Origin of the sequence: Bradyrhizobium sp. RDI18 (assembly GCF_043203335.1) — a bacterium.
GTDB classification, from domain to species: Bacteria; Pseudomonadota; Alphaproteobacteria; order Rhizobiales; family Xanthobacteraceae; genus Bradyrhizobium; species Bradyrhizobium retamae.
Genome location: NZ_JBICRN010000008.1, coordinates 2,191,893 through 2,213,657 on the forward strand (window position 1 = coordinate 2,191,893; position 21,765 = coordinate 2,213,657).

The following is a 21,765-nucleotide window of genomic DNA, read 5'->3' on the forward strand; positions in this document are numbered from 1 at the left end:
ATCGCCTAATGCTCCCGCGCACGGACCGCTGCGCGGGAGCTGGACGCAAAACGAAGCGCCGCGCGTTCTTTCTCTCCGAAAGCCAAAGCCGCACTTGTTTGGTATCTGCCAACATGTTGCGAACACGACATTGCACACGAAAACGCACGACAATTCGCCGCCTCGCGCTTGCCTAAATCCTGCGACGCCACATACTGGCGCCTTGATCTCGCGCCAGAGGCACTGCTCCGCCGTTTCGCGGCCGCGCCGGCGCCCGCCAGGAAACATCCAAAGCTTGTCGCGGCGCGGCCGCACCAGGAGTACCCGGCCGCTTCGACGCCTGCCACCAACACGGCCAAGCGATCATCGTTTCGATCGATCAATATGCCGAGAAAGCGTTTGGCAAGCGAGACTATTTCCTAAATAGGCCTCCCGGTTTCAGGGGCCGGAGCGACCAAATCCCGAGGTCGGCGTCATCTGGGTCTATGGCGCCGGCGAACAAACGGCGTCATGGCCTTTACCGATTTCGGAATCGAAAATCTGATCGAGCTCGTCCGGATGCACAAAGAAAATCCGACTTGGCTCAAGCGCTGGCCGCCCGACTAGAGCCTGTCCTCAATTGAGCCAGATGATAGCAGCGGCCAAGTGGATCGCAGCGAGGAAATTTCTGGCTGTCTTGTCGTAGCGTGTGGCAATTGCCCGGTACTGCTTGAGCTTGCAGAAGAAGTTCTCCATCAGGTGGCGCGCCTTGTACATCTCCCGATCGAAGGTGCGCTGGACCTTTCGATTGCTCTTGGGTGGGATCACGAACTGTTTTCCTGCCGCAAGCAGAGGTTCGATCACGCGCTGGTCGGCATCGAAGGCTTTGTCCGCCAGCAGGGTTTCGGCCTGCATGTGAGGCAGCAACTCATCGGCTCCTTCCAAATCATGGGCTTGGCCCGCAGTCAGGAAAAACGCGGTGGGATTGCCCAGTGCGTCGACCATGGCGTGGATTTTGGTGCTCAATCCGCCCTTGCTGCGCCCGATCGCCTGGTCTTGGCCGTCTTTTTTTGGGCCCCGGCACTGTGCTGGTGCGCGCGCACAATGCTGCTGTCGATCATGGCGTACTCATTGTCCGCATCGGCGGCCAGAACCTCGAATACCTTCTTCCACACCCCGCTCTCCGCCCAGCGGGAAAATCGCGTGTGAATCTTTATCGGATCGCCGAAGCGTTCCGGCAGGTCCCGCCAGGGAATGCCTGCGCGATATCGGTACAGTACCGCCTCGACAAACAGCCGGTTATTCTTGGCGGTGACACCGACATGCCCCTCACGGCCGGGCAGAAGGTCCTTGATACGCTCCCATTGGTCATCGCGAAGGGCATAGCGGCGCATTCAGTCAACTCCGAATCAAGTTGACCTCCCATGAATCACTTGGTGAACGCCTTGGGAATCTGGAGGGTTCTGTGAGGTCGCGCTCACGCGAGGGCGCGGCAGGCGCTTATGACGCGACCTCATTGAAGCCGGATTGAACGAAGGCGCGGGAGGCTATGCGCGATTTTACGCTATGGGGATTGTTTGAGATCGCAAGGCCCGATCTGCTGGCTCGGCGCGTGAGGCAGAGACACGAGATGTGCGCATCGGGGAAGAGTTGAGACCAGACGCGCTTCGCCGGAGATCACGATAGACTTTTTGTTGCATCGGACGGTTGTTGTCGCGCAGTGTGACAGCACGGATTCGACATCGTCCGCGATGATCGAGACGCTGGGAGCGGAATGACGAATGATGATCGTCGTGCACGGCATGACTTGGCTCACGATGTGTCGCATCGGAACGGTGGTGTTCGAGGGCTGGAGCGGCTGAAGCTGTGTCGAAAGCGCTCAATGATGCGCATGACGCCACCACAATCGGCACAGGCAGGAACCTCGGCCCAGGTTTGAGCTTCCGAATCCACAGGCGGCGGCTGGCCATCGTTTGGGGCTGTTCGCTCGCGATCGAGAAGTTCGCGGCAAAGGGCGAGCTTGGCAGCGCGATGGCGGTTGGCCATGAAGCCGAAGTGGCGGATGCGATGGAAGCCATCGGGCAGCGTGTGAAGAAGGAAGCGGCGGATGAACTCGTCGGCCTTGAGCTTCATGATCCTTGTCGCGCCGTTCTGGCGGTAGTCCTTCCAGGTAAAGGCGACGTGATCCTCGTCGAGGGCTACGAGCCGGCTGTTGGCGATTGCAACGCGATGGGTATAGCGGCCGAGATAGGCCAGCACCTGCGCGGGGCCGCCGAACGGCCGCTTGGCATAGACGACCCAGCTGATGCGCCGCATAGCGAGGAGGTGAGCTGCGAAGGCAGCAGGCTCGGCCAGGGATGCGAGATCGCCGAAGAAGTTCAGGGTGCCGGCGTCGAAGGCGGCGGTCAGACGTTCGAGGAACAGGCGTCTGAACAGCCGGGCGAGCGGTTTGACGGCCAGGAAGAAGTTTGGTCGGCTGGCGATCCAGCGCGCGCCATCGGGCGAGAGGCCGCCGCCCGGCACGACACAGTGAATGTGAGGATGATGCGTCAGCGCCTGTCCCCAGGTATGCAGGACCGCGACGCCGCCGATCTCTGCACCGAGCCGTCGCGGATTGGCAGCAAGCGTCGTCATCGCCTCAGCGGCGGCCTTAAACAGGATGGCATAGACGACGGCCTTGTTCTGGAAAGCGATCGCTGCGATCGGTGCAGGAAGCGTAAAGACGACGTGGAAATAGGGAACCGGCAGCAGGTCGGCTTCTCGCGCGGCAAGCCACGCGGCTCGGGCTCGCCCCTGACACTTCGGACAATGCCGATTCCGGCAGGAATTATAAGCGATGCGTGTCATGCTGCAGTCGTCGCAAGCCTCCATGTGACCGCCGAGCGCCTCGGTTCGGCACACAACGATCGCACTCATCACGCGCCGCTCGACCCGACCGAGATGACCGGCATGCAAACGGCGATAGGCGTCGCCATGCCGGCGCAAGATATCGGCAATCTCGATGGCGGGTCCGTGCGGACGGACGTCGGGGCGGGCCATAACCCGCATCCCGGACGCGTCGTCATCCCGGTGGCGTCACCTCCAGCGACAGGCGGTCGAGCGGGCTCTGCGTCGCCCGGATCGTATGGGTGGCGACCTGCGTGTAGCGCGCCGTCGACGACAGGTTATTGTGCCCGAGCAGCCACGCGCCATAATGCGCTCCTTCTATGTCATTGAAACTTAAAGCTCTGCTGGGTGAGACCTGATGTTAGCGGGCGCCGCGAGGCGTTCTGCTCTCGGTACGCGGCCACGTCTGCGGCCTTGATCGCCCAGGGCGCGCCTCTGCAAAGCTGACGCCCTTTGATGCTGCCGTGTCGGATCATGCGTAGCGCCGTCATGACGCTCACTTCCATGATTTGTGCCGCCGCCTCAAGCGTTATCTCGCCCCGCTCGGCCCACTCGCCCTCGCGATAGACGGCGATGCCGTGGTGGCTGCGGAACGAGCAAACGCGCGCCTTGGTCCAGCCATTGCCACGCCCAGTTGACTTGCCGGCGCGATTGAGAAGCCGCGCGATTTGCTTGTCGGGTATCAGGCGCGCCAACTCGCGGATCAACGACAATGTATCATCGGGCACTGTCCAGCGATGCTTGCCGGCGCCATTCATCTTCAGCTTCAGCGCGGTGTGGTCGTCGCCCTGCCAATGCAACACCATCTCGATGAAGCCATCTTCGACTCTCACGACGATCTCGTGCAGTGCCGCACGCAAGATCCTCTTGCGTGTCGCGGCTGTCGCAGCCGGGTGCAACCAGGCGAGCTCAAGATCGGCGCCGAGTTGCATCAAGTGCCGCCGCTCGTTCTCTCCCAGGGGCGCTGGCTTCCTCGCATCAATTGCCGCGATCTCGCCTTCGATCCGGTGTACCGCCTGCAGCGCTCCGTTCCAACGGCGCTCCAGCTCGCCGGCCACCAAACGATTGTCGGGATCGACCGCGTCATATTGCCGGCGGGCATGAGCTGCCGAAAAGCGCGCCTGTTGCAGCGCCAGCTCCAGTTGTCTCTGGGCGGCTGATGTCTCGCTCGTCTGAGCGTCAAGCGCCTTCACTGCGGCATCGATGCCGAGCGGCTTCAAGACCCGGAGAACCTCCGTGCCGACAGCATGATCGGCGCGCAAGCCACCGAATGAGATGCATCGCTCCGTGCCGTGGTTCACGAGAGCGCCCTGGCAATAATAGCGCCCCGCCTTGCCCCCGTAGGCCACATACAGCTTGCGGCCGCAATGGCCACAGCGCAGGAGCCCTGCGAGAAGCAACTCCCCGCGCCGTACCGCTCCTCTGACCGCGGCGCTGCCCTTACCGGTCGCATTGTCAGCAATCACCTGCTGGTTCCTCTCGAACTCGCTCCAGGAGATATAGCCCTCGTGCTGATCCGTGAGCAGCACGTCCCATTCGGCCAATGGGCGCCGCAGGCCGCGCTTGACGCGCTTGCGGCCGTTCTCGACGCTGACCTTGCTCACCGTGCGCCCAAAAGCATAGGCGCCAGCATAGACGGGGTTGGTCAGGACATTGTGCACGGTGTTGTAGAGCGGCAGCCTCCAAACAATGCCGTGCCCGTCCGCCGCGCTATGGCTTGCAACAGGCAATGCAATGCCCTCGTCGCGCAGCCACACATGCACCTGTCGCACGCTTTGCAGCTCGGCGAACTTGGCAAAGACCAGCCTGATGGCGTCCTGCACCCGCTGATCCGGTCCTTCTCGATCCGGTCACGCCCGATCCGCACATAGCCGGCCGCGACGCCGAGGAATAGCGCGCCGCGGCGCGCCTTCTGCTTCAGCGCCTCGTGTGAACGCTGGCGAAAGAGCGACAGTTCGAGCTCGCTCATGGTGCCCTTCATGCCGAGCAACAGGCGATCATTGGGGTGCCGCGGATCATAGATTCCATCCTCGTCTACGATGATGGTCCCGACAAGTCCGCAGAACTCGATCAGCGTGTGCCAGTCGCGGCCGTTGCGGGCCAGCCGAGAAGCCTCGATCGCCAACACGGCACCGACCCGGCCCTCGCAGATCGCGGCCAGCAGCCGCTCAAAGCCCGGCCGATTGATGCCACCTCCTGAGCGGCCGAGATCATCGTCGATGACCTCGACAGTGGTCCAGCCGAGCTGCTGGGCCCGATCGGCAAGCCCGTACTGACGGCGGCGGCTCTCGGGATTGTGCAGCAGCTGATCGGCCGTCGACTGGCGGATGTAGACAAAAGCGCCGCGGCCCAGGTGGTCAGCCGTGATCTTGGTCATCGCCGATCTCCCCGCTTGCCAGCGCCATCGCGATCTCCAGCAGCAGGGCTTCGACCAGCGTTGCCAACTGCTCCTTCTGTGCGGGGACCGGCAAGACGCCCGGTTCGACCTCTTCGAACAGGTCCGGCTGAATGTTTGCGCCCTTGTGCTTCATTGTTGGCGTCCTCCCTCCGTGAGTCGGATTGGAGAAAGCCTAGAAGCGCATCGATCTCGGCGCGCAGAGATCGCAGAATATCCAGGGAAAACCGCGGCTCGGCACGAAGCTGGTGACGCGCCGCTGACTCGTGTGTCATCCACGCGGGTATGCAGGCGACCGACCCGTCAGGCTGCGGAATGACGACCGACTCCGCCCCACGGTGGGCGTATCTCCTGACAATCAGCACCGTCTCGCCACACCGTGGATGGAACGGATAGTAGATCCGCCCCTCGATCGGCGGTTGGTGGGCAGTATGTCTCTGCTTCGAGCAGAACCTGGATGATCCGGATGTCGGTTCCGTTCTCCAGAAGATGTGTCGCGAAGCTGTGGCGCAGCGTGTGCAGCGTGACGCGCTTGGTCAGGCCCGCAGCCTTCACCGCCGACCGGCAGGCGGCATGCAACACGGTCTGATCGATTGGATGGTCTTCGTCGCGTCCCGGGAACAGATAAACCCGCGGCCGGGCGAGCCGCCAGTAGGTGCGCAGGATGCCGAGTAGTTGGGGCGACAGCATCACGTTGCGATCCTTCGCCCCCTTGCCGTGGCGCACCTGGATGACACCGCGAGCACTGTCGATGTCTTCGATCCGCAGTCCCGCGACCTCCGAGGCCCTGAGCCCGGCCGCATAGGCGGTGGTCAGTGCGGCGCGGCTCTTCAGGCTGGACACTGCTTCGAGGAACTGGACCACTTCGTCGGCGCTGAGAACGACCGGCAGCTTGCGCGGTTCTCGCGCATAGGGAATGCGTTCCGGGATCAGCGCCTCGCCGAGAGTAACGCCGTAGAAAAACCGCAGCGCACAGACGATTTGGTTCAGCGCCGGCCATGATATGCCGGTCGAGACCAGATGCACTTGAAAGGCGCGAACGTCTTCCAGTTCCAACCGATCCGGCGATTTGCCGAAATAACGGCTGAACTTCGAAACCGCGCTGATGTAGGATCGCTGCGTCGCCGGCGACAGATTGCGGACTGTCATGTCCTCGATCATGCGGCGGCGAAGAGGGCTCAAATCGGCCATCTCAATACTCCTGTCTGAGAGGGTGGGCTGCAACACCCACATCCTCTCAGGCAGGAGGCGCTCTACGCCACCTCGCCGTTCACGCCGCGGTAGCGGCTTCGTTCAATCCGCTATTTGAGGACAGGCCCTAATACAATCAGCCTGCGGCCTACGCCGGATGCGTACGGATTTTGTCGAGTGAAGCATCAGGGCTCTGCGTCGCCATCCTCTTTAAGCGTCGGCCACTCCTCTGCGCGTCGGGCTAGCTTCTCATATTCCTCGGCGATCTTAAGGAGCCTATCTCTGGACTTGCCTTCAGCGAACGACACCGCTTTGGTCCGCGTCGCTTCCGCACGGCCTCGCCAGAATTTGGGATCGTAGAACGGATCTATCGGTTTCATGCAAATGAGCATGCAGTTCGTACATTAAGAAAATGCGACATAGCCCCTCCAACATTACGTGGGCCGCCCTCCCCGCAAAATTCACAAATTCGGCCCAATTGCCTATATCTCGGAAGGAGCGAAGCCGCGGGGCGCGATTCGCTTGAGAAAGCCGAAGCGGGTGCACACGCATTGAGCGGTTGATAGAGTTGCTTTGCCCATGCCTCGTACACACCCGGTGGCAGCCGGATCCAGCACGATACCATCCCCAGCCGCCACGACCTCCTTCGAAAGCGCACTCGGTCAAGTTTCTGCCAGGACGAAGGTTTAGACGCGCAGCATCTAAAGCGCCCGCCATCTCGGGCTTGAAAGCTCTTCCCTCTTCGAACTGCTACCACGTCGCGCGATTTGCGCTGACTGGGATCGCAAACCAATCCAATGTTTCGATCTCTCCGACATGCCGGCTTGGAGGGATCAGCCGTGCTGGAGCTGTCACTTCTAACACGTGCACGGCTGCCCTCGGCCTAGATGGGAATGAAACTGAGATTTTCCGCGCCAGTGAAGGCCTCTCACTCTGATTCGCGCCAGATGGCTCGTGGGGGCCCACGAGTTTGGACATATCCACACGAGCAATCCTCGAAGGGGCTTGAATCGTACGCAGCGTTAGATTGTACGATCTTAAAAGCAGGTGGCGCCCCTAAGGCCATCTAAAACGCCTCCCGCCAGGTGATGAGAATTGCGAATGTCCCAAACTCTTAAGCTCACGCCGCAAGGGCGCCGTCACGATCCTCGAGCACTCCCCCGAAAGCGAAGTGATCTATGGAGCGCATGGCGAACTGGCCAAGTTGCAGCCGGAACAGGACGAGCATTTGGCACAATCTCGATCTCCGATGTCACGCGTGCCGCTCCTCGCAAGAGGTGGAATGCAGGTCGCGAGAGCGCACCATGTGGGTGATGGCCCCAGCTGTTACAGACCGATAATGGTTCGCACTCCCCAACCAGGTGCAGCTTCGGGGGCGTGTTGGACGTAGCTGAATGCCGGAATTGCTCCCGGGGTATACCTTACCGCTATCGTAACTTCTTTCGTCTAGCCGGGCCGCAATCGTTGTTTCGCCCTGCTTGGCGGCTCTGGGTATCGGCCGACTGGCGGGTTGTTAGCCGCCACCTCGCGCTCGGAAAATTACGGTATCTCACGACTAAGCGACCGAGGCACCGCTGCGATGGGTGTACAGATACGCAAAGTGCGCTTCCGCGGCCGTCAATGCTTTGAATGGTTCCGGCCTGTTTCCCGGTAGACAGGTCATATTGCGCTTCGCGCAGGACGAACAATACCGCAGGATGTGTCGACTTGAAGAGGATGTCGTGAATCAAAAGCAGCGAACGCATGGGTCTTGGTTCTTCAAAGCACACCGCTCTGCAACAGCACTTGCTGTTGCTGTTGTGACGACAACAGCTCTATGCACCGAACAGGCGGGTGCGCGAGATCGGCCGGCGACACCGGAGGAGCGAGAGGCTTGCACTCCGGACGTGTTTCGCTTTTGTGGCAGCCACATACCTGATGCAGGCGCCATTACTGCCTGTCTCAGAGCCAAGTTCACAAACCTGAGTGACCAATGTCGCTACGTGATATCAGTTCGAGACTCTGCCAAAGGAAAGGAAGGCTCGAAATGAGCCAGCGTCAATAGGCCGGCGCCTTCGATTGCCCGCGTTCAAGACTAGTCCCCGGCTGAATTCCAGGACGGCAACGCTGGACGGGGACAGATGAAAGCGCGCGGGCAATTGAGGCAGCACCAACCGCTTGCGACTGACGGCACTCCCGGCATCGCGCACGAATAGGCGAAATGCGTGAATTACCCTTCCACACCATTCTGATCGCCAACAGAGGCGAGATTGCCGTACAGATCATCAAGACCTTGCGAAGGCTGGGGCTTCGCTCTGCAATTGTCTACCACGATGCCGATGCGGGGACGCCGGCTGTCTCCATGGCTGACACGGCGATTGCCATCAGCGGTCACACGCCGATAGCGGCCTATCTCGATATCGCGCAAATCATCGCTGCTGCCCACAAGGCGAGCGCCGCCGCCCTTCATCCGGGTTATGGATTTCTCTCCGAGAATGCTGAGTTCGCCAGGGCCGTGATAAAGGCGGGCATTGCGTTCATCGGGCCCGCCCCCGAAAGCATAGAACTGATGGGCGATAAAATCCGGGCCCACAACTTCGTTCAGCGGAACGGTTTTCCGGTCGCACCTTCGGCGATCGAAGAAGATGATCCAGCGACATTCACATTCAGGGCGCGAGCTGTTGGAGTTCCTTTGCTGGTGAAACCATCGGCGGGCGGTGGCGGCAAGGGCATGCGGATCGTACGCGACCTCGCTACCCTGGAGGACGCGATTGCGCAGGCGCGCAGTGAGGCGCAGACGTACTTCGGCGATGGCCGGCTTTACGTCGAACGATATGTCGAAAACCCGCGGCACATCGAAGTACAGGTGCTCGGCGACTCCTTCGGAAACGTGGTCCATCTCTTTGAGCGGGAGTGCTCGGTGCAGCGCCGGTTCCAGAAGATCATCGAGGAGTCGCCGTCGCCCGCGCTGTCGCCAGAGTTGCGCAAGCGGGTCTGCGAAACCGCCGCCAGCATCGCGCGCGCCGCCAACTATCGAAACGCAGGCACTGTCGAATTCATCTTTGACGGCGGAGAGTTCTACTTTCTTGAGATGAATACGCGACTGCAAGTCGAGCATACTGTGACCGAGATGATCACCGGCATCGATCTTGTTGCTCAACAGATCTATGTCGCCGCGGGCCGCGAACTTGGATTTTCGCAGTCCGATATCGTCTCGAGAGGACACGCGATCGAGGCTAGACTGTATGCGGAAGCCCCGGAACGTGGATATGTTCCGACGACTGGTAAGGTACTTGTTCTTGAGTACCCGGACGGCGACGGCGTACGGATCGACAGCGGCATCTTGCAAGGCCAGCAGATCACGACAGCGTTCGATCCCATGCTCGCAAAGATCATCGCGCATTCGCCGACGCGCATTGAGGCTGCGCTGAAGGCCCATCGCGCGATGCGGGAGCTGGTGCTTCTCGGCTGCGAGACAAATGCAAACTTTCTCACACGTATCCTCCGTGAGGAGGCATTTCTGAGCGGACACATCCATACGGGATATCTTGAGGAAAATCCGCACATCGCATCGGGCGAGCCGGCGTCCGACTTATCTGCCTTCCTCGCCACAGCCGCCCTCCTGACGAGACCTATCCGCAGATCGGCAGATGCCGTGCCCGAGCTTCACGCAGCGCTGGGCAGCTGGAGAAACTGACGTGAAACACTCTTTTGAAGTTGATGGCATAGATTATCAGTTATCGCTTTCACGCTGTCAGCAGGGCTATCACCTTCGCTTGCGTAATGAAGTGATTGCCCCAATCGCGTTCTCCCAGCAAGGCGACGGTTGCGGCGTCCTTACCATCGCTGGCGAAAGCGAACCGGTTAGGTTCGCCATCGACGGCGAGGTTATTCACGTGCACATCCGCGGCAGGACGCGCATTTTGCACTACCGCGACCCGTTGAGAACGCTCGCTTGCGCGAACAATGAGGCAGATCATCTCCTGGCCCGCGCGCCAATGCCGGGTCTCGTCGTTACGACCAGCGTTTCGCCTGGTCAACCCGTTTCCGCAGGCACGGCGCTGATGAAAATCGAGAGCATGAAGTTGGAAACCATCATACGCTCTCCACGGGACGGCGTGATCGACCAAATTCACTTCAACGAAGGCGAGAGCTTCGAGCGAGGCGCAGTGCTGGTTACGCTCTCAGAGGAAGGGCGTTGAGATGCAGCGGATCGCTTCTGCAGCGGATGTCAAATCCCACGAATTCCGCCTCAACGAACTCCACAATAGACGACTTGCGGCTGAATTGAAGGAACGACAACGTGTCGTCCGCTTCAACCGTCCTGAACGAGACCTTGAGCGCATGCGTCGGCAAAACAAGTTGTTTGTACGTGATCGGATCGAGGCTTTGCTCGATCCAGAAACTCCGTTCCTCGAGCTTTCGACGCTAGCCGCTAACAAGGCTTACGACGGCGAGGTGCCTGGCGCTGCGCAGGTCGTCGGCATCGGCATCGTAGCGGGTCGCGAGGTCATTGTTCACGCGGATGACGCCAGCGTGAAGGGCGGCGCATGGTACCCGTTGTCTGTCAAGAAGATCGTGCGGGCCTTGGACATAGCGATCGAGAACCGTCTGCCAGTGGTTCATCTGTGCGACTGTGCTGGTAGTTTCCTGCCTTTGCAGGCGGAGTTCTTCGCGGATCGATACTACGCGGGTCAGATCTTCCGCAATCAGTCCATTCTCTCGAAGATGGGAGTGCCGCAAGTCGCCATCGCAATGGGTCATTGCACCGCGGGAGGGGCGTACGTCCCGGCGCTTAGCGACTACAACATCATCGTGGAGGGAACGGGCGCGATTTTTTCTAGGAGGCCCCCCGGTCGTGAAAGCGGCCACGGGCGAGACGGTATCCGCCGAAGAGCTTGGTGGCGCTCATATGCATACCAGCGTGTCTGGGACGAGTGATTATTTCGCAAGCTCCGAGATGCACGCGATTGCCATCGCACAGGACATCGTCGCTCGCTTCAATCGTCCCACGAAAGCCTCGATGGATCGAGTCTCTCCGGAGCCACCGGCGTACGACGCGTCCGAACTCTACGGCATCATTCCCAGGGATCCTCGAGTGCAGTTCGACATGCGGGAGATCATCGCCCGTCTGGTGGATGGCAGCCGGTTCCACGAATACCAACCTCGCTATGGCGAGTCTCTGGTGTGCGGCTTCGCGCGGCTTTATGGATATCAGATCGGGGTTATTGCAAACAATGGTGTGCTGTTCAGCGACAGTGCGCTGAAGGGCGCTCACTTTATCCAACTGTGCGACAAGAATCGGACACCCCTGCTCTTCCTGCAGAATATCACGGGTTTCATGGTCGGCCGCGAATACGAACGGCGTGGCATCACCAAGGATGGCGCGAAGCTGATCATGGCCGTCTCTGGAGCGTCGGTGCCTAAATTCACGGTCGTTTGTAACGGCTCCTACGGAGCGGGGACATTCGCTATGGCGGGACGGGCTTTCGATCCACGGTTTATGTTCACCTGGCCGCAGTCTCAGATTTCTGCGATGGGTGCAGAGCAAGCAGCAGGCGTGCTCACCCATGTCAAGGCAAGACAATTAACCCGTGAGGGTGGACGCCTGTCTGAGCAGGAGTTGGCAGCTATTCGAGAGCCGATTCTGGAAGAGTATCGGGAACGATCGAGCGCCTATTATGCAACCTCCGAAATCTGGGACGACGGCATTCTTGATCCTGTCGACACCAGAAATGCGCTCGCAGTCGTCCTGAGCGCCTCGCTCAATACACCTATTGAGGCGCCACATTACGGCGTCTTCAGAATGTAGCGATCGGATCGGAGGTCGCCTTGGCGGGATCATCGAGCTAGCGCAGCGCGATCCAGCCGCAAATGAAATGGAAGTCGGCGCGATAATCGCAAAGCGCCAGGCGCCGATTATGCCCGTCCTTCGATCTGGCTGGCTTTCAAATCGGCGGCCGGGTCTACCTCCACACCCCACGGAACGGAAGACAAGTGAAACGCATCACCTTCGCCGCGGCGCTGCTCGGCGCTGACGAGCGCGGCGCACGCTGGCCCCGAGCTCGAAGCCAGCGCCGGCTTCCTTGCCGGCATCCGCTCGATCAACGTCACCATGCATCGCGTCCGCCCGCACAGATTAGGCGCCGCAAGCCGAAAGAAATGTCCAGCCTCGGCGCGCCGTCGCACATCGACGCGGATCACAACGACTGCGGTGCGGTCGGAGCGGTGCGTGCGTCCCCTTAACGGGTCGCACAAGACCGGAGAGATCATCGCGAGCAGGATTGCGGCGACGAAGACCAGGGCGAGCGCGAAAGCGTTTCACCGAAACGACCAGAGCAAGGTACAGAGGACAGTCAGAAGCAGAGCAGAGTAATCCGCGCATCCCCGATGATCGGCGCCGTAACAGATCGCTGGGCGTCATCGGAATGTCCGTGTGCCCCCTGATCGATTCCTGACCGCACCACCACGATTCCGGTCCGTCGTCCCGTACTGCAGAACAAACACCGTCCCGTTGAAGCGAGGGATTGAATGCCACCCAGAAGCCGCCGTTTCATTGATGACAAAGCCCATCACCGCCTTGGATGACGCAGCTCGAACGCTAGCATTGGTGAAGGATCGCTGGCTTGCTGCTGGCGAATACCGGCGAGGTATCGATGGCGCTCTTCACGGTTTTATTCGCAATCGTGGCGGCGTTGTTGTCAGTTCATCTGAGGACAGGCGGATCCGGTTTCAATGTGCCCCATCGTCGACACTCTCGAAGCTGCTAGAGGAGATTGGCTTCAAACCAGTTTCGGTGGGGACCAGTGAGCCGCTGAAGTTTGGCAACCTCACGCAGCACGTCGAACGGTTTCAGAAATGGTCTGTGCCAGTACGACGTCATCACGCAAATGATGATCTATGAGTATCCGATGCCGATATGTCGTTGAACGAACGCGATGTGCTGTCGCAAACACGCAACCGGGCTATCGCCTTAGGCCGGATTCGCTCTTCGCGCGCCCGACGCGATGTTTTCGTCGCCCCCGAACGGATCCAGGAGTACACCTAGTGGACAATGCCAAACAAACAAATAGCGCTTGAAGAACACTCGGGTCGCGAGCAGTGGTAAAAGATGGAAAATGGCATCACGGCCCGAACCGCGAAGATACTCAGCGCCCCCTTCACAACGGCGGACTTCGCAGCTTTGTCAAAAAGGCAGCCCTCGATTCGGTCCCGGTTGCGTTTGCGCTCTGATATGATCAACTGTGGAGCTGCGCTTGCAGTCTTGGCGTTCCTTGAAGGTATATCAACCAGAGCCACAATCGATCTGAGCCTTATCGGCGCCCTCGCCTCAGCAACGCTGTCCTTTGCGTTGGGGGCCGCGCTCGCAATGTTCGCCTGCGCCGCAGCGGAAAGGGCGGTTTCGAGGCTCAGTACTTGTGAGCCACCAAGGATCCCAAAGGCACGCCGCTTGCGCGCTGCAAAGACCGCGCGCGTTTGCCACGTCTTTTCGCTTTCTTCCGCGCTGGCCTCGCTAGCTTTATTCGCTTCTGGAATGTCCGAGACGAGCTCCACACTCCCGATGCTTCTGCAGAGGTAAGCTGCCCAAACGCCCGTTCGAGTTGGCTAGAATCGAGCCCGCGAGCTGAGAACCGCCAGGAGCCCCCGCCCATGCAGTGTCCGAAATGCAACTCCGATAACTGGTGCGAAATTGCGTCGCATGATCCCTGGAGCGGTCGACCGATGATCCTGCAATGTCTGCGGCGAATATACTGAGCACAAGCTCGCTGAGCGCGAGGAGGCGTACGGCGCCCTGACTGGCGAACACCAACCGACCCGCCGGCTTATGCAGGCAAGATCCTGGATGCCATTGAGAATGCTGGTCTAACGATCGCCCGCACCTGAAAAAGAATGGGAGGCCCGCGCATGGACCCTGCCATTCCTTGCCCCGCCCACCCTGTATCCCCGGCTCCGGAAAACGCGGGACTGTGAGGCGGTGCCTGATCGTCATGCGGGGCTTCACGCCGTTATGGCCAATCTGAAGCGGCAGGTCGAGCGAGTGGCATCGAGCCGGCACGATGTGCGTTTAGCTAACTATTTCGGTACCGCAACCTCTTGCGCCGCAGTACGGCGAGCACTCGAGGAGGCCACAATCAAGAATAGTGCATAAGCTCGGGATTCTGAATCGCATCTATTCCACATTGGACGACGACATGCTCTATCCGCCGCTTCGTGCAATCACGTGGACGCGGCTAGGAGTTGCGCCGGGATCTGCAATGTCGCGATGTCGGCTCCGCTCACCTCACCGCGCGCGTCGCTTGGGTGCAATAAACGTCGGCATTGCAGAACAAGTCGGCTGAGGACGTATCGGGCTGCCGTTTTTCAATTCTTCTTTGCGCCCATAGGGATCTTGAGCACGTCTGTCTGGAAACGCCCGCAGTGAGTGTTCTCACATCAGTCAGACTGCGCTGGGAAGGGGTTTTCCACGATGGCGGCGGCCTGCAGTTGGCCGCTTGTTTCCTCGTACCTCAGGAAGCGGCACAATGGAATACTGGAATAATGTTCAGCCAAGCCACTGAAGGGGTTGAACCTTACGCTGCGTCAGGTTGTAGGCTTGGAAACCAATTATGACCAAACCTACACCACGCAAGCAATGGTTATCGGCTAACGCGGCAGCGGGGTTGCCGTGCACATGATTTCAAGCTTGGAACTGACGCCTATTCGAATTGACTTCCCACTGATGAAGCCGGAAAGCTGCGAGATCGTGCCGTTTGTCGAGTTCGCATCGGACGAGAGAAGAGCCAAAAGAGAGTCTTCAAGCATGTTGTGCGACAAGCGGCCTCCCGCCCTCGTCACCAAGCTGGACCATCGGGATCGGCTCATCGATCAACGAGGTCGCCTTCGCCCACGCAACCGCTGCCACTAGCAACAGCTAGCACGTTCGAAAGCACGATGAACGCCTTCAACTCGATTATTGGCAAAGTCGCCGACGGCGCCACGCTGAGCCGCGAGGAAGCGGCATCCGCTTTCGACAGCATGATGTCAGGCGAAGCCACACCCGCGCAGGTGGGTGGACTTCTCATGGCGCTGCGGGTACGCGGCGAGACGGTGGAAGAGATTACCGGCGCCGCTTCCGCGATGCGGAGTAAGATGCCGCGAGTCAGTGCGCCGCACGATCCCGTCGACATTGCCGGCACTGGCGGCGACGCTTCGGGCTCGGTAAACGTGTCGACCTGCGCCGCTTTCATCGTCGCTGGTGCTGGCGTGAGGGTTGCCAAACATGGCAATCGCGCACTGTCCTCGCGCTCGGGCGCTGCCGACGTCGTGGCGTCGCTCGGCGTAAGGATCGACATCACCCCTGAAGACGTCACTCGCTGCGTGCACGAAGCCGGCATCGGCTTCATGTTTGCGCCGGTCCATCATCCCGCCATGCAGCACGTTCACCCGACCCGGATTGAGCTCGCTACCCGCACCATCTTCAATCTACTCGGACCGCTGTGCAATCCGGCCGGCGTCAAGCGACAGATAGTCGGAGTGTTTTCGCGGCAGTGGGTGCTGCCCTTGGCGCAGGTGTTGAAGAATCTTGGCGCTGAGTCAGTGTGGGTGGTGCACGGCTCGGACGGACTCGATGAGATCACCCTGACCGGCCCGACCTTTGTTGCCTCGATTGAGACCAGCGAGATCCGCACCTTCGAAGTGACCCCTGAACAGGCCGGCCTCCCCCGCTGCGGCAGCGTGGGGCTGAAGGGCGGCGATGCCGATGCCAATGCAGTCGCGCTGCAAAGCGTGCTCGACGGCGCCCCAAGCCCGTATCGCGATATCGCGCTTCTCAATGCGGCCGCGGCATTGATCGTGGCCGGCCGTGCCAAAACCTTGAAGGAAGGCGTCGCCCTTGGGCAGAAATCGCTTGATAGCGGTGCCGCGGCGGCGCGATTGAAACATCTAGTCGCAATCTCTAACGCCTGACAGCCGAGCTGACCGATGTCCGACATTTTGACCAAGATCGGGGCCTACAAGCGCGAAGAGATCGCAGCCGCCAAGCGCGCCTTGCCGCTTTCAGAGGTCGAAGCGCTCGCGCGGCGGGCCCCGCCCCCGCGGGGTTTCTCGCCGCCATCTGCAACAAGCACGCAGCAGATGAGTATGCGCTGATCGCCGAGATCAAGAAGGCCTCTCCCTCCAAAGGCCTTATCCGGGGCGACTTCGATCCGCCCTCGCTTGCCAGGGCCTATGAAGCGGGCGGCGCGGCCTGCCTGTCGGTGCTGACGGATACGCCCTTCTTTCAGGGGCACCCTGATTTCATGATGGCAGCGCGAGCGGCAACATATCTGCCGGTGCTGTGCAAGGACTTCATGTTCGACACCTATCAGGTGGTACAAGCGCGCGCTCAGGGGGCCGACTGCATCCTGATCATCATGGCGGCGCTCGACGACGAAACCGCTCGCGAGATCGAGGCTGCGGCCCTAGCCCATGGCATGGATGTGCTGATCGAGATCCATGACCGCGACGGACTCGATCGGGCGCTAAAACTCCGCTCGCCGATGATCGGCATCAACAACCGCAACCTGCGCACCTTCGAGACCACGCTTACGACCAGCGAGGCGCTGGCGCCGCTCATACCGAAGAATCGCCTGATCGTCGGCGAAAGCGGTATCTGCGCCCCGGGGGATGTTCTGCGTCTTTCGCGGCTTTGCATTTCGACCTTCCTGGTCGGAGAAAGTCTGATGCGGCAGGCTGACGTGACGGCGGCGACCCGCGCGCTGCTCTCGCGCGAGGCGGCGGTTTCGACCGGAGTGCAGTGATGGCCCGCAAAGCCTCCAAGCCGAGCTCGCTTCGCTCCGAATACGGCTCGCCGCAAACGATAGTGAGGTGTCGCCGCTGTTGGCGACGGCTAGTCAGCATCCAGAAGGTCCGCGCAACTCAATCAGCACCGAGCCGGTGGGTCTCCCCTGCATTTGACGACGGCCGAGAAGTGCGGCCGGTGATGGTGCGGCGAAATGCACCGTTTGCACGAAATAGCGGTGCATTAGCCTGAGACGGTAAGAGCAAAGTCATGGAAAGTTTTCACAACTCGAGGCGGATGAGGGCAGTCTATGCTCGGAGCAGAGCGCTTATCAGGCTGCAGGATGCGTACCGTATCAATCTTGCTGAGCTAATCGAGGCTAGGGCGGCGCCTGAAAGATCGACGGTCACTCAGATTGCGAGAGCCGGTGCGAAGCGCACCACCGAGATCGTCGAAAAGACAGGCGACTCGGGGACTCGCGCTTCGCGGTACCGCGAAGGAGACAAACAATGATGTCTTGGCGGACGACCACGGTACTCGGATCGATCGCAACGATCGAACTCATGTTTCGTAAGTTTCGTGAGGTGATCGATACAGACGACTCGATCTCGCCCGAGCTGCGGCTTTCGTTGCACGCGACGCTGGATGAGCGTCTTCTCTTCGGGAAAGAGCGCCTTTTCAACAGTATCGGAAAACAAAGCGGCGCGGCGGCCATGCCCATATCACCACCGAGGAATGATTCGCAGTGAATGACGCCACGCGCAGACAGATCACGGACCGCCAGCCCTTCGGACGTACGGGCCGCCTTCGCTGTCGCTACGCGACGAGGACGCGGAACGTATTCGATCTGACGCAAAGGCACGCTGAACGCTATCATCCAAGCGGAGCCACCGATTGTGTTCAGTTCATCGCCAGATCATGCTGTGGAGCAGTCAGATTATCGGTGCGATCAAACCCGCACTGCGCGGAAGCAAGTTCGAGAGTCGCGACCAACGCAATATCCGCATAGTTCAAAAGTTCGAGGTCAAACGCCACTCCGGAGCTGGGCTATGAGCTGCCAATCGCCTCCCCGGATCAGCGATAATCAGTCCATCGAGGCGATCGAGTTTCGCCAAGCCATGCGAAATCTGGCGAGCGGCGTCTCCATTGTAGCGACCGGAACGGCCGTCCAACGGCGAGGGTAACGGTCAGTTCTATTACCTCGATCTGCATGGAGCCGCCCTGCTTGCTGGCCGACATTAATGCCAGTTCCGAAACTCACGACGCGATACTCGCCAACGGCACTTTCGGCGTGAGTCTTCTCGGCGGCAATCAGCAGGACCTCGCACTGCGTTTCGCCGGCCGGCATGGCGCAAACGCTGTCCACCGTTTCGATACAGCGCCATGGGATCAGGGCGTTCTTGACGTACCGGTTCTGCAAAGCGCAGTTTGTGTGCTCGAATGCGTTGCATCACCACCAACTCGTCGGCACCCATGGGATCTGTATCGGCCGGATTGTCGCGACGCGATCAGCTCAAGGCAATCCACTCATCAACTTCCGTGGCGAACTTCGAACGTTACTGTACGGCTGAGTGCAGGTTTTCACCGCAATGTCGCTATTCGTAACGACACCCTACGGCTAAGGCTATGTTGAGAGCCACAATGAAGGAGCCGAGTTATGATGATAGAATACTTGCCCGAGAGGGGAGTGCAAATGGCGGAGCCCTTCGATTTTTGCGGGTTTAAGCTCGTCTTGAAGGGCCCGTATGCCGCTAAGCCTTCAGACTTGAAAGGGATCACGCTCGTTGACCACGACAATGCGCTGATGCCTATTTAGTGCCTATCCTGCCTGGCTGCCCCAAGGACAACAAAACCTGGGAAGCAGCCTACGCCAAGATGGTCGCAATCGCGCGCGAGCGCGGCTGGATTGACGCTAAAGCAAATGCAATTCGCGCACCCATCGAAAGAAGGTTCTGATCAGAAAGATCCGAGGCAGCTCGCATCCTGAGTTAGTGCCCTGCATGCAAGTGACACTCGTCCCTAATCTGTCTCGATCGCGACTCCTTTGGCAGCTCGGCTTCTTACCCAGAGGCGAACAGCATAATGGCGGCGAGAAGATCAGCCCTGAATGGGAACCCGACACGCATCAGCTGCGCCGCTCACTAAGACGGCGCCTTAAGGCCTTGGCGCTGGCAACGCTAGCCCGGCTCGGCCCAGATCCTATGAGGAACTGGCGGTGCTTTTTCAGTTTTCGTATCATCGCTGCTCCCGGAGGCTTAGGAGTTTGAACATATTCACACGACGGCCGCCCAAAAGGACTTGAATCGCACGTGGCGTCAAATTGTACGATCTCAAAGTACGTGGCGCCGGCTTCCGGCCGCGCCGCGCTCAATCCGAGCAGCGTGTTTTGTTCTGTCCGCACAGATCCCTGGGAGCTGGTATGGCGACAAGATCGCGCATAAAGGTCGATTGGGCTGTAGAAGCTCTCACGGAGCTGTGGCGGCAAATTTCGCTCGCCACGATCGGCGCGACATCGCAAGAGATTGCCCGGCATCTCGGAGCGGCATGTGAAAAAGACCTGACGGCTCCAGGAGGATCTTGCTAGTCAATCACACTGAAGGCCAATGCCGGGCCATTGTCGGCCTCAAAGATGGAGATGCCGGAGCCGCCTATATGTGTGGCGAGCCTGTATTGAGAAGATCGCCCAGGAAACTCTCGTCATGGTGCGCTTACCACCATTGTCTGATGCACGCAGCCCCTGTCGAGCAAAACTGAAGTACGTGAGCAAGAGCTACACTTTGAGTCTCCGGATTACATCCACCCTACCTGAGCCTCACGAGATCGTCACAAGCTGAACTCTTTTGCGGGTACCTGACGGAAGGCCCCTCATCTCAGACAATAACGCCGTAATCGACACCTTCCGAGCGACGTAGAGGAGCTCTCATTGGCCGCTTCGGGAGGCAAGTACTGTGCAAGCCAAGGAAAACGGAAGACTGATGGTTGATCTCTGCACGCTGATTGAGCGCAACGCGGCGTTCACTCCCGACAAGCCCGCGATCCATTTCGAGGGCGAGACCTTAAGCTACGCGATCTTCAATCAACGGATCGAGCAGGTCGCGCGCGCCCTAAAAAGCCAGCTCGGTGTCGAGAGAGGCGATCGCGTCGCGATCCTCAGCCTTAACCGGCCTGACCATCTGGTGCTGCTCTATGCCTGCGCGCGGCTCGGCGCAATGCTCGTGCCACTGAACTGGAGGCTTGCGGTCGCCGAGCAGCTCTTCATCCTGTCCGACGCCGCCGCCAAGGTGCTGGTGATCGAACACGCCTTCGAGGCACTCCTGCCGGCGCTGGCGGAGCAACTGCCGGATATCTTTGTCGTCGGCTTGGATTTTGCGCCCCTCGGCGGAAGCAAATGGGATGGCCTGCTAGACCGAGGGCGGGGCGATGGTCGCAATCCGTACACGGACCTGTCCTGCCCGCTTCTGATCGTCTATACCTCGGGCACCACAGGGCGGCCGAAAGGGGCTGTGCTGCGCCAAGAAGCCTTGCTGTGGAATGGGGTTATGAGTCAGCACATGCATGGCCTCACCTCGGCTGACCATGTCTTGACAGTGTTGCCGCTGTTCCACGTGGGTGGCCTCAATATCCAGACGACGCCAGCGTTGCATCACGGCGCGACGGTTACGATCCACACGCGGTTTACGCCAGAGGCGACGCTCGCTGCGTTCGAGCGCGAACGGCCAACTCTGGCCGTCCTGGTGCCTGCCACGATTCAAGGCCTGACCGAGCATCCCCAGTGGTCGACCACCGACCTAAGCTCACTCAGAGCAATTTCCACCGGCTCAACCATGGTGCCGCAGCACCTGATCGAACGCTTTGTCGCACGCAGCGTACCAGTGCTGCAGGTGTATGGCTCCACGGAGACCTGCCCAATTGCTGTCTATACGAGACTCGGCGGTGATCTCTCGCGTGAGGGTACGACTGGCTTGCCCGGCCTTTTCTGCGAAGCGGCAATCATCGATAATGGGGGCAACAAGCTGCCGCCAGGCACCCTGGGCGAGATCGCAGTGCGCGGGCCTAATGTTTTCTGCGAATATTGGGGCAATCAAGAAGCAACGCGCGAGGCGCTGCATAACGGCTGGTATCACACTGGCGATATCGGCCGCCGCGATGCTGATGGGTATTTTTGGGTCCATGATCGCAAGAAGAATCTGATCATTTCCGGCGGGGAAAACGTTTATCCGGCAGAAGTCGAGCGTGTGCTTATGGAGCATCCCGATGTCGCAGAATGCGCTGTCGTCGGTCGGCCCGATTCGCGCTGGGATGAAGTACCAGTCGCCTATGTGATCAGGCGGTCGGGCGTGCGGATTGAAGCGGAAGCACTGACCGCGCATATGCAATCGCAGCTCGCCCGTTTCAAAGTGCCGCGCGAAATCATTTTCACGGAAGAATTGCCGCGAACGGGGTTGGGCAAGATCCAGCATTTTATGCTGAAAGAGCTCGATGCGCGATCAAGTCGGTAAGGAGGCACCAAATGAATATCGCGGATTGGGCGCTGGCAATATTTCTCTTGCCGCCTGCACGCGATCTTATGTCTCTAGCTCACTGAAGTCGTTTCGAA

Annotated in this window: 15 protein-coding genes and 4 pseudogenes; 9 read left to right on the top strand and 10 right to left on the bottom strand. The window is 59.9% G+C overall.

What is annotated here, in order from left to right; all coding sequences use genetic code 11:
* Window positions 1–201 precede the first annotated feature (201 nt).
* The 8 genes and pseudogenes from ACFXS9_RS19670 to ACFXS9_RS19705 form a co-directional block, all read right to left on the bottom strand.
* Window positions 202–297: pseudogene (locus ACFXS9_RS19670) on the bottom strand (NUDIX hydrolase); the annotation flags it as partial.
* A 297-nt stretch (window positions 298–594) separates the two neighbouring features.
* A protein-coding gene (locus ACFXS9_RS19675) for an IS5 family transposase (RefSeq protein WP_392691302.1) occupies window positions 595–1,352 on the bottom strand; the annotation gives its coding sequence in 2 pieces (ribosomal slippage) (window positions 595–1,022 and window positions 1,022–1,352; 759 coding nt in all).
* A gap of 418 nt (window positions 1,353–1,770) precedes the next feature.
* Entirely contained in the window at window positions 1,771–2,997 is a 1,227-nt protein-coding gene (locus tag ACFXS9_RS19680; protein WP_392691305.1) for an IS91 family transposase, read from the bottom strand.
* A gap of 22 nt (window positions 2,998–3,019) precedes the next feature.
* Window positions 3,020–3,139: pseudogene (locus ACFXS9_RS19685) on the bottom strand (integrase); the annotation flags it as partial.
* Between the two features lie 28 nt (window positions 3,140–3,167).
* Window positions 3,168–4,607: a recombinase family protein gene (locus ACFXS9_RS19690; protein ID WP_392699873.1), complete on the bottom strand. Its 1,440-nt coding sequence runs from the start codon at window positions 4,605–4,607 to the stop codon at window positions 3,168–3,170.
* Window positions 4,490–5,221, bottom strand: a complete 732-nt coding sequence (locus ACFXS9_RS19695; RefSeq protein ID WP_392691308.1) for a recombinase family protein — start codon at window positions 5,219–5,221, stop codon at window positions 4,490–4,492. The genes ACFXS9_RS19690 and ACFXS9_RS19695 overlap by 118 nt, the downstream gene beginning before the upstream one ends.
* On the bottom strand, window positions 5,202–5,375 hold the full coding sequence (locus tag ACFXS9_RS19700) for a hypothetical protein (protein WP_247834210.1): 174 nt from the start codon (window positions 5,373–5,375) through the stop codon (window positions 5,202–5,204). The genes ACFXS9_RS19695 and ACFXS9_RS19700 overlap by 20 nt, the downstream gene beginning before the upstream one ends.
* Before the next feature lie 167 nt (window positions 5,376–5,542).
* Window positions 5,543–6,430: a site-specific integrase gene (locus ACFXS9_RS19705; RefSeq protein WP_392691312.1), complete on the bottom strand. Its 888-nt coding sequence runs from the start codon at window positions 6,428–6,430 to the stop codon at window positions 5,543–5,545.
* Between the two features lie 2,200 nt (window positions 6,431–8,630).
* Here ACFXS9_RS19705 and ACFXS9_RS19710 point away from each other — a divergent pair.
* From ACFXS9_RS19710 to ACFXS9_RS19720, 3 genes and pseudogenes are all read left to right on the top strand, one after another.
* Window positions 8,631–10,106 (top strand): acetyl/propionyl/methylcrotonyl-CoA carboxylase subunit alpha, encoded by a 1,476-nt coding sequence (locus ACFXS9_RS19710; protein WP_392691314.1) that lies wholly within the window; start codon window positions 8,631–8,633, stop codon window positions 10,104–10,106.
* A gap of 1 nt (window position 10,107) precedes the next feature.
* Window positions 10,108–10,611, top strand: coding sequence for a biotin/lipoyl-containing protein (locus tag ACFXS9_RS19715; RefSeq protein ID WP_057847577.1), 504 nt, complete (start codon window positions 10,108–10,110; stop codon window positions 10,609–10,611).
* Window position 10,612: 1 nt separating this feature from the next.
* A pseudogene (locus tag ACFXS9_RS19720) lies at window positions 10,613–12,221 on the top strand (acyl-CoA carboxylase subunit beta).
* A gap of 107 nt (window positions 12,222–12,328) precedes the next feature.
* Here the strand turns inward: ACFXS9_RS19720 and ACFXS9_RS19725 are convergent.
* Window positions 12,329–12,526, bottom strand: a complete 198-nt coding sequence (locus ACFXS9_RS19725; RefSeq protein WP_392691317.1) for a hypothetical protein — start codon at window positions 12,524–12,526, stop codon at window positions 12,329–12,331.
* Window positions 12,527–12,968: 442 nt separating this feature from the next.
* Between ACFXS9_RS19725 and ACFXS9_RS19730 the strand changes: the two genes are divergently transcribed.
* Window positions 12,969–13,313 (top strand): hypothetical protein, encoded by a 345-nt coding sequence (locus tag ACFXS9_RS19730; RefSeq protein WP_392691320.1) that lies wholly within the window; start codon window positions 12,969–12,971, stop codon window positions 13,311–13,313.
* A 140-nt stretch (window positions 13,314–13,453) separates the two neighbouring features.
* Here ACFXS9_RS19730 and ACFXS9_RS19735 read toward each other — a convergent pair whose 3' ends face one another.
* Complete coding sequence (locus ACFXS9_RS19735) at window positions 13,454–13,963, bottom strand: hypothetical protein (protein ID WP_392691323.1); 510 nt, start codon at window positions 13,961–13,963, stop codon at window positions 13,454–13,456.
* 1,377 nt (window positions 13,964–15,340) lie between these two features.
* On the opposite strand from ACFXS9_RS19735, the gene trpD reads away from it, so the two are divergent.
* The 5 genes and pseudogenes from trpD (at window position 15,341) to ACFXS9_RS19760 (ending at window position 21,667) form a co-directional block, all read left to right on the top strand.
* Window positions 15,341–16,354 carry an anthranilate phosphoribosyltransferase gene (gene trpD / locus ACFXS9_RS19740; protein WP_392691325.1) on the top strand — a complete coding sequence of 338 codons (1,014 nt, stop codon included), beginning with the start codon at window positions 15,341–15,343 and terminating at the stop codon, window positions 16,352–16,354.
* Window positions 16,355–16,369: 15 nt separating this feature from the next.
* Window positions 16,370–17,187 (top strand): annotated as a pseudogene (trpC, locus tag ACFXS9_RS19745) (indole-3-glycerol phosphate synthase TrpC).
* Window positions 17,188–17,677: 490 nt separating this feature from the next.
* Window positions 17,678–17,917, top strand: a complete 240-nt coding sequence (locus tag ACFXS9_RS19750; protein WP_392691328.1) for a hypothetical protein — start codon at window positions 17,678–17,680, stop codon at window positions 17,915–17,917.
* Between the two features lie 461 nt (window positions 17,918–18,378).
* On the top strand, window positions 18,379–18,801 hold the full coding sequence (locus ACFXS9_RS19755) for a flavin reductase family protein (protein ID WP_392691331.1): 423 nt from the start codon (window positions 18,379–18,381) through the stop codon (window positions 18,799–18,801).
* Window positions 18,802–20,143: 1,342 nt separating this feature from the next.
* Window positions 20,144–21,667 carry a class I adenylate-forming enzyme family protein gene (locus ACFXS9_RS19760; RefSeq protein WP_392699875.1) on the top strand — a complete coding sequence of 508 codons (1,524 nt, stop codon included), beginning with the start codon at window positions 20,144–20,146 and terminating at the stop codon, window positions 21,665–21,667.
* Window positions 21,668–21,765 lie beyond the last annotated feature (98 nt).

What these genes read in the sequence shown, in the direction of transcription:
- ACFXS9_RS19695 (WP_392691308.1), bottom strand. Translation starts at nt 5,221, where the DNA reads ATGACCAAGATCACGGCTGACCACCTGGGCCGCGGCGCTTTTGTCTAC.
- ACFXS9_RS19700 (WP_247834210.1), bottom strand. Translation starts at nt 5,375, where the DNA reads ATGAAGCACAAGGGCGCAAACATTCAGCCGGACCTGTTCGAAGAGGTC.
- ACFXS9_RS19730 (WP_392691320.1), top strand. Translation starts at nt 12,969, where the DNA reads ATGACAAAGCCCATCACCGCCTTGGATGACGCAGCTCGAACGCTAGCA.
- ACFXS9_RS19710 (WP_392691314.1), top strand. Translation starts at nt 8,631, where the DNA reads ATGCGTGAATTACCCTTCCACACCATTCTGATCGCCAACAGAGGCGAG.
- ACFXS9_RS19705 (WP_392691312.1), bottom strand. Translation starts at nt 6,430, where the DNA reads ATGGCCGATTTGAGCCCTCTTCGCCGCCGCATGATCGAGGACATGACA.
- ACFXS9_RS19760 (WP_392699875.1), top strand. Translation starts at nt 20,144, where the DNA reads ATGGTTGATCTCTGCACGCTGATTGAGCGCAACGCGGCGTTCACTCCC.
- ACFXS9_RS19725 (WP_392691317.1), bottom strand. Translation starts at nt 12,526, where the DNA reads ATGGTGACGTTGATCGAGCGGATGCCGGCAAGGAAGCCGGCGCTGGCT.
- trpD (WP_392691325.1), top strand. Translation starts at nt 15,341, where the DNA reads ATGAACGCCTTCAACTCGATTATTGGCAAAGTCGCCGACGGCGCCACG.
- ACFXS9_RS19680 (WP_392691305.1), bottom strand. Translation starts at nt 2,997, where the DNA reads ATGGCCCGCCCCGACGTCCGTCCGCACGGACCCGCCATCGAGATTGCC.
- ACFXS9_RS19755 (WP_392691331.1), top strand. Translation starts at nt 18,379, where the DNA reads ATGGAGCCGCCCTGCTTGCTGGCCGACATTAATGCCAGTTCCGAAACT.
- ACFXS9_RS19750 (WP_392691328.1), top strand. Translation starts at nt 17,678, where the DNA reads ATGATGTCTTGGCGGACGACCACGGTACTCGGATCGATCGCAACGATC.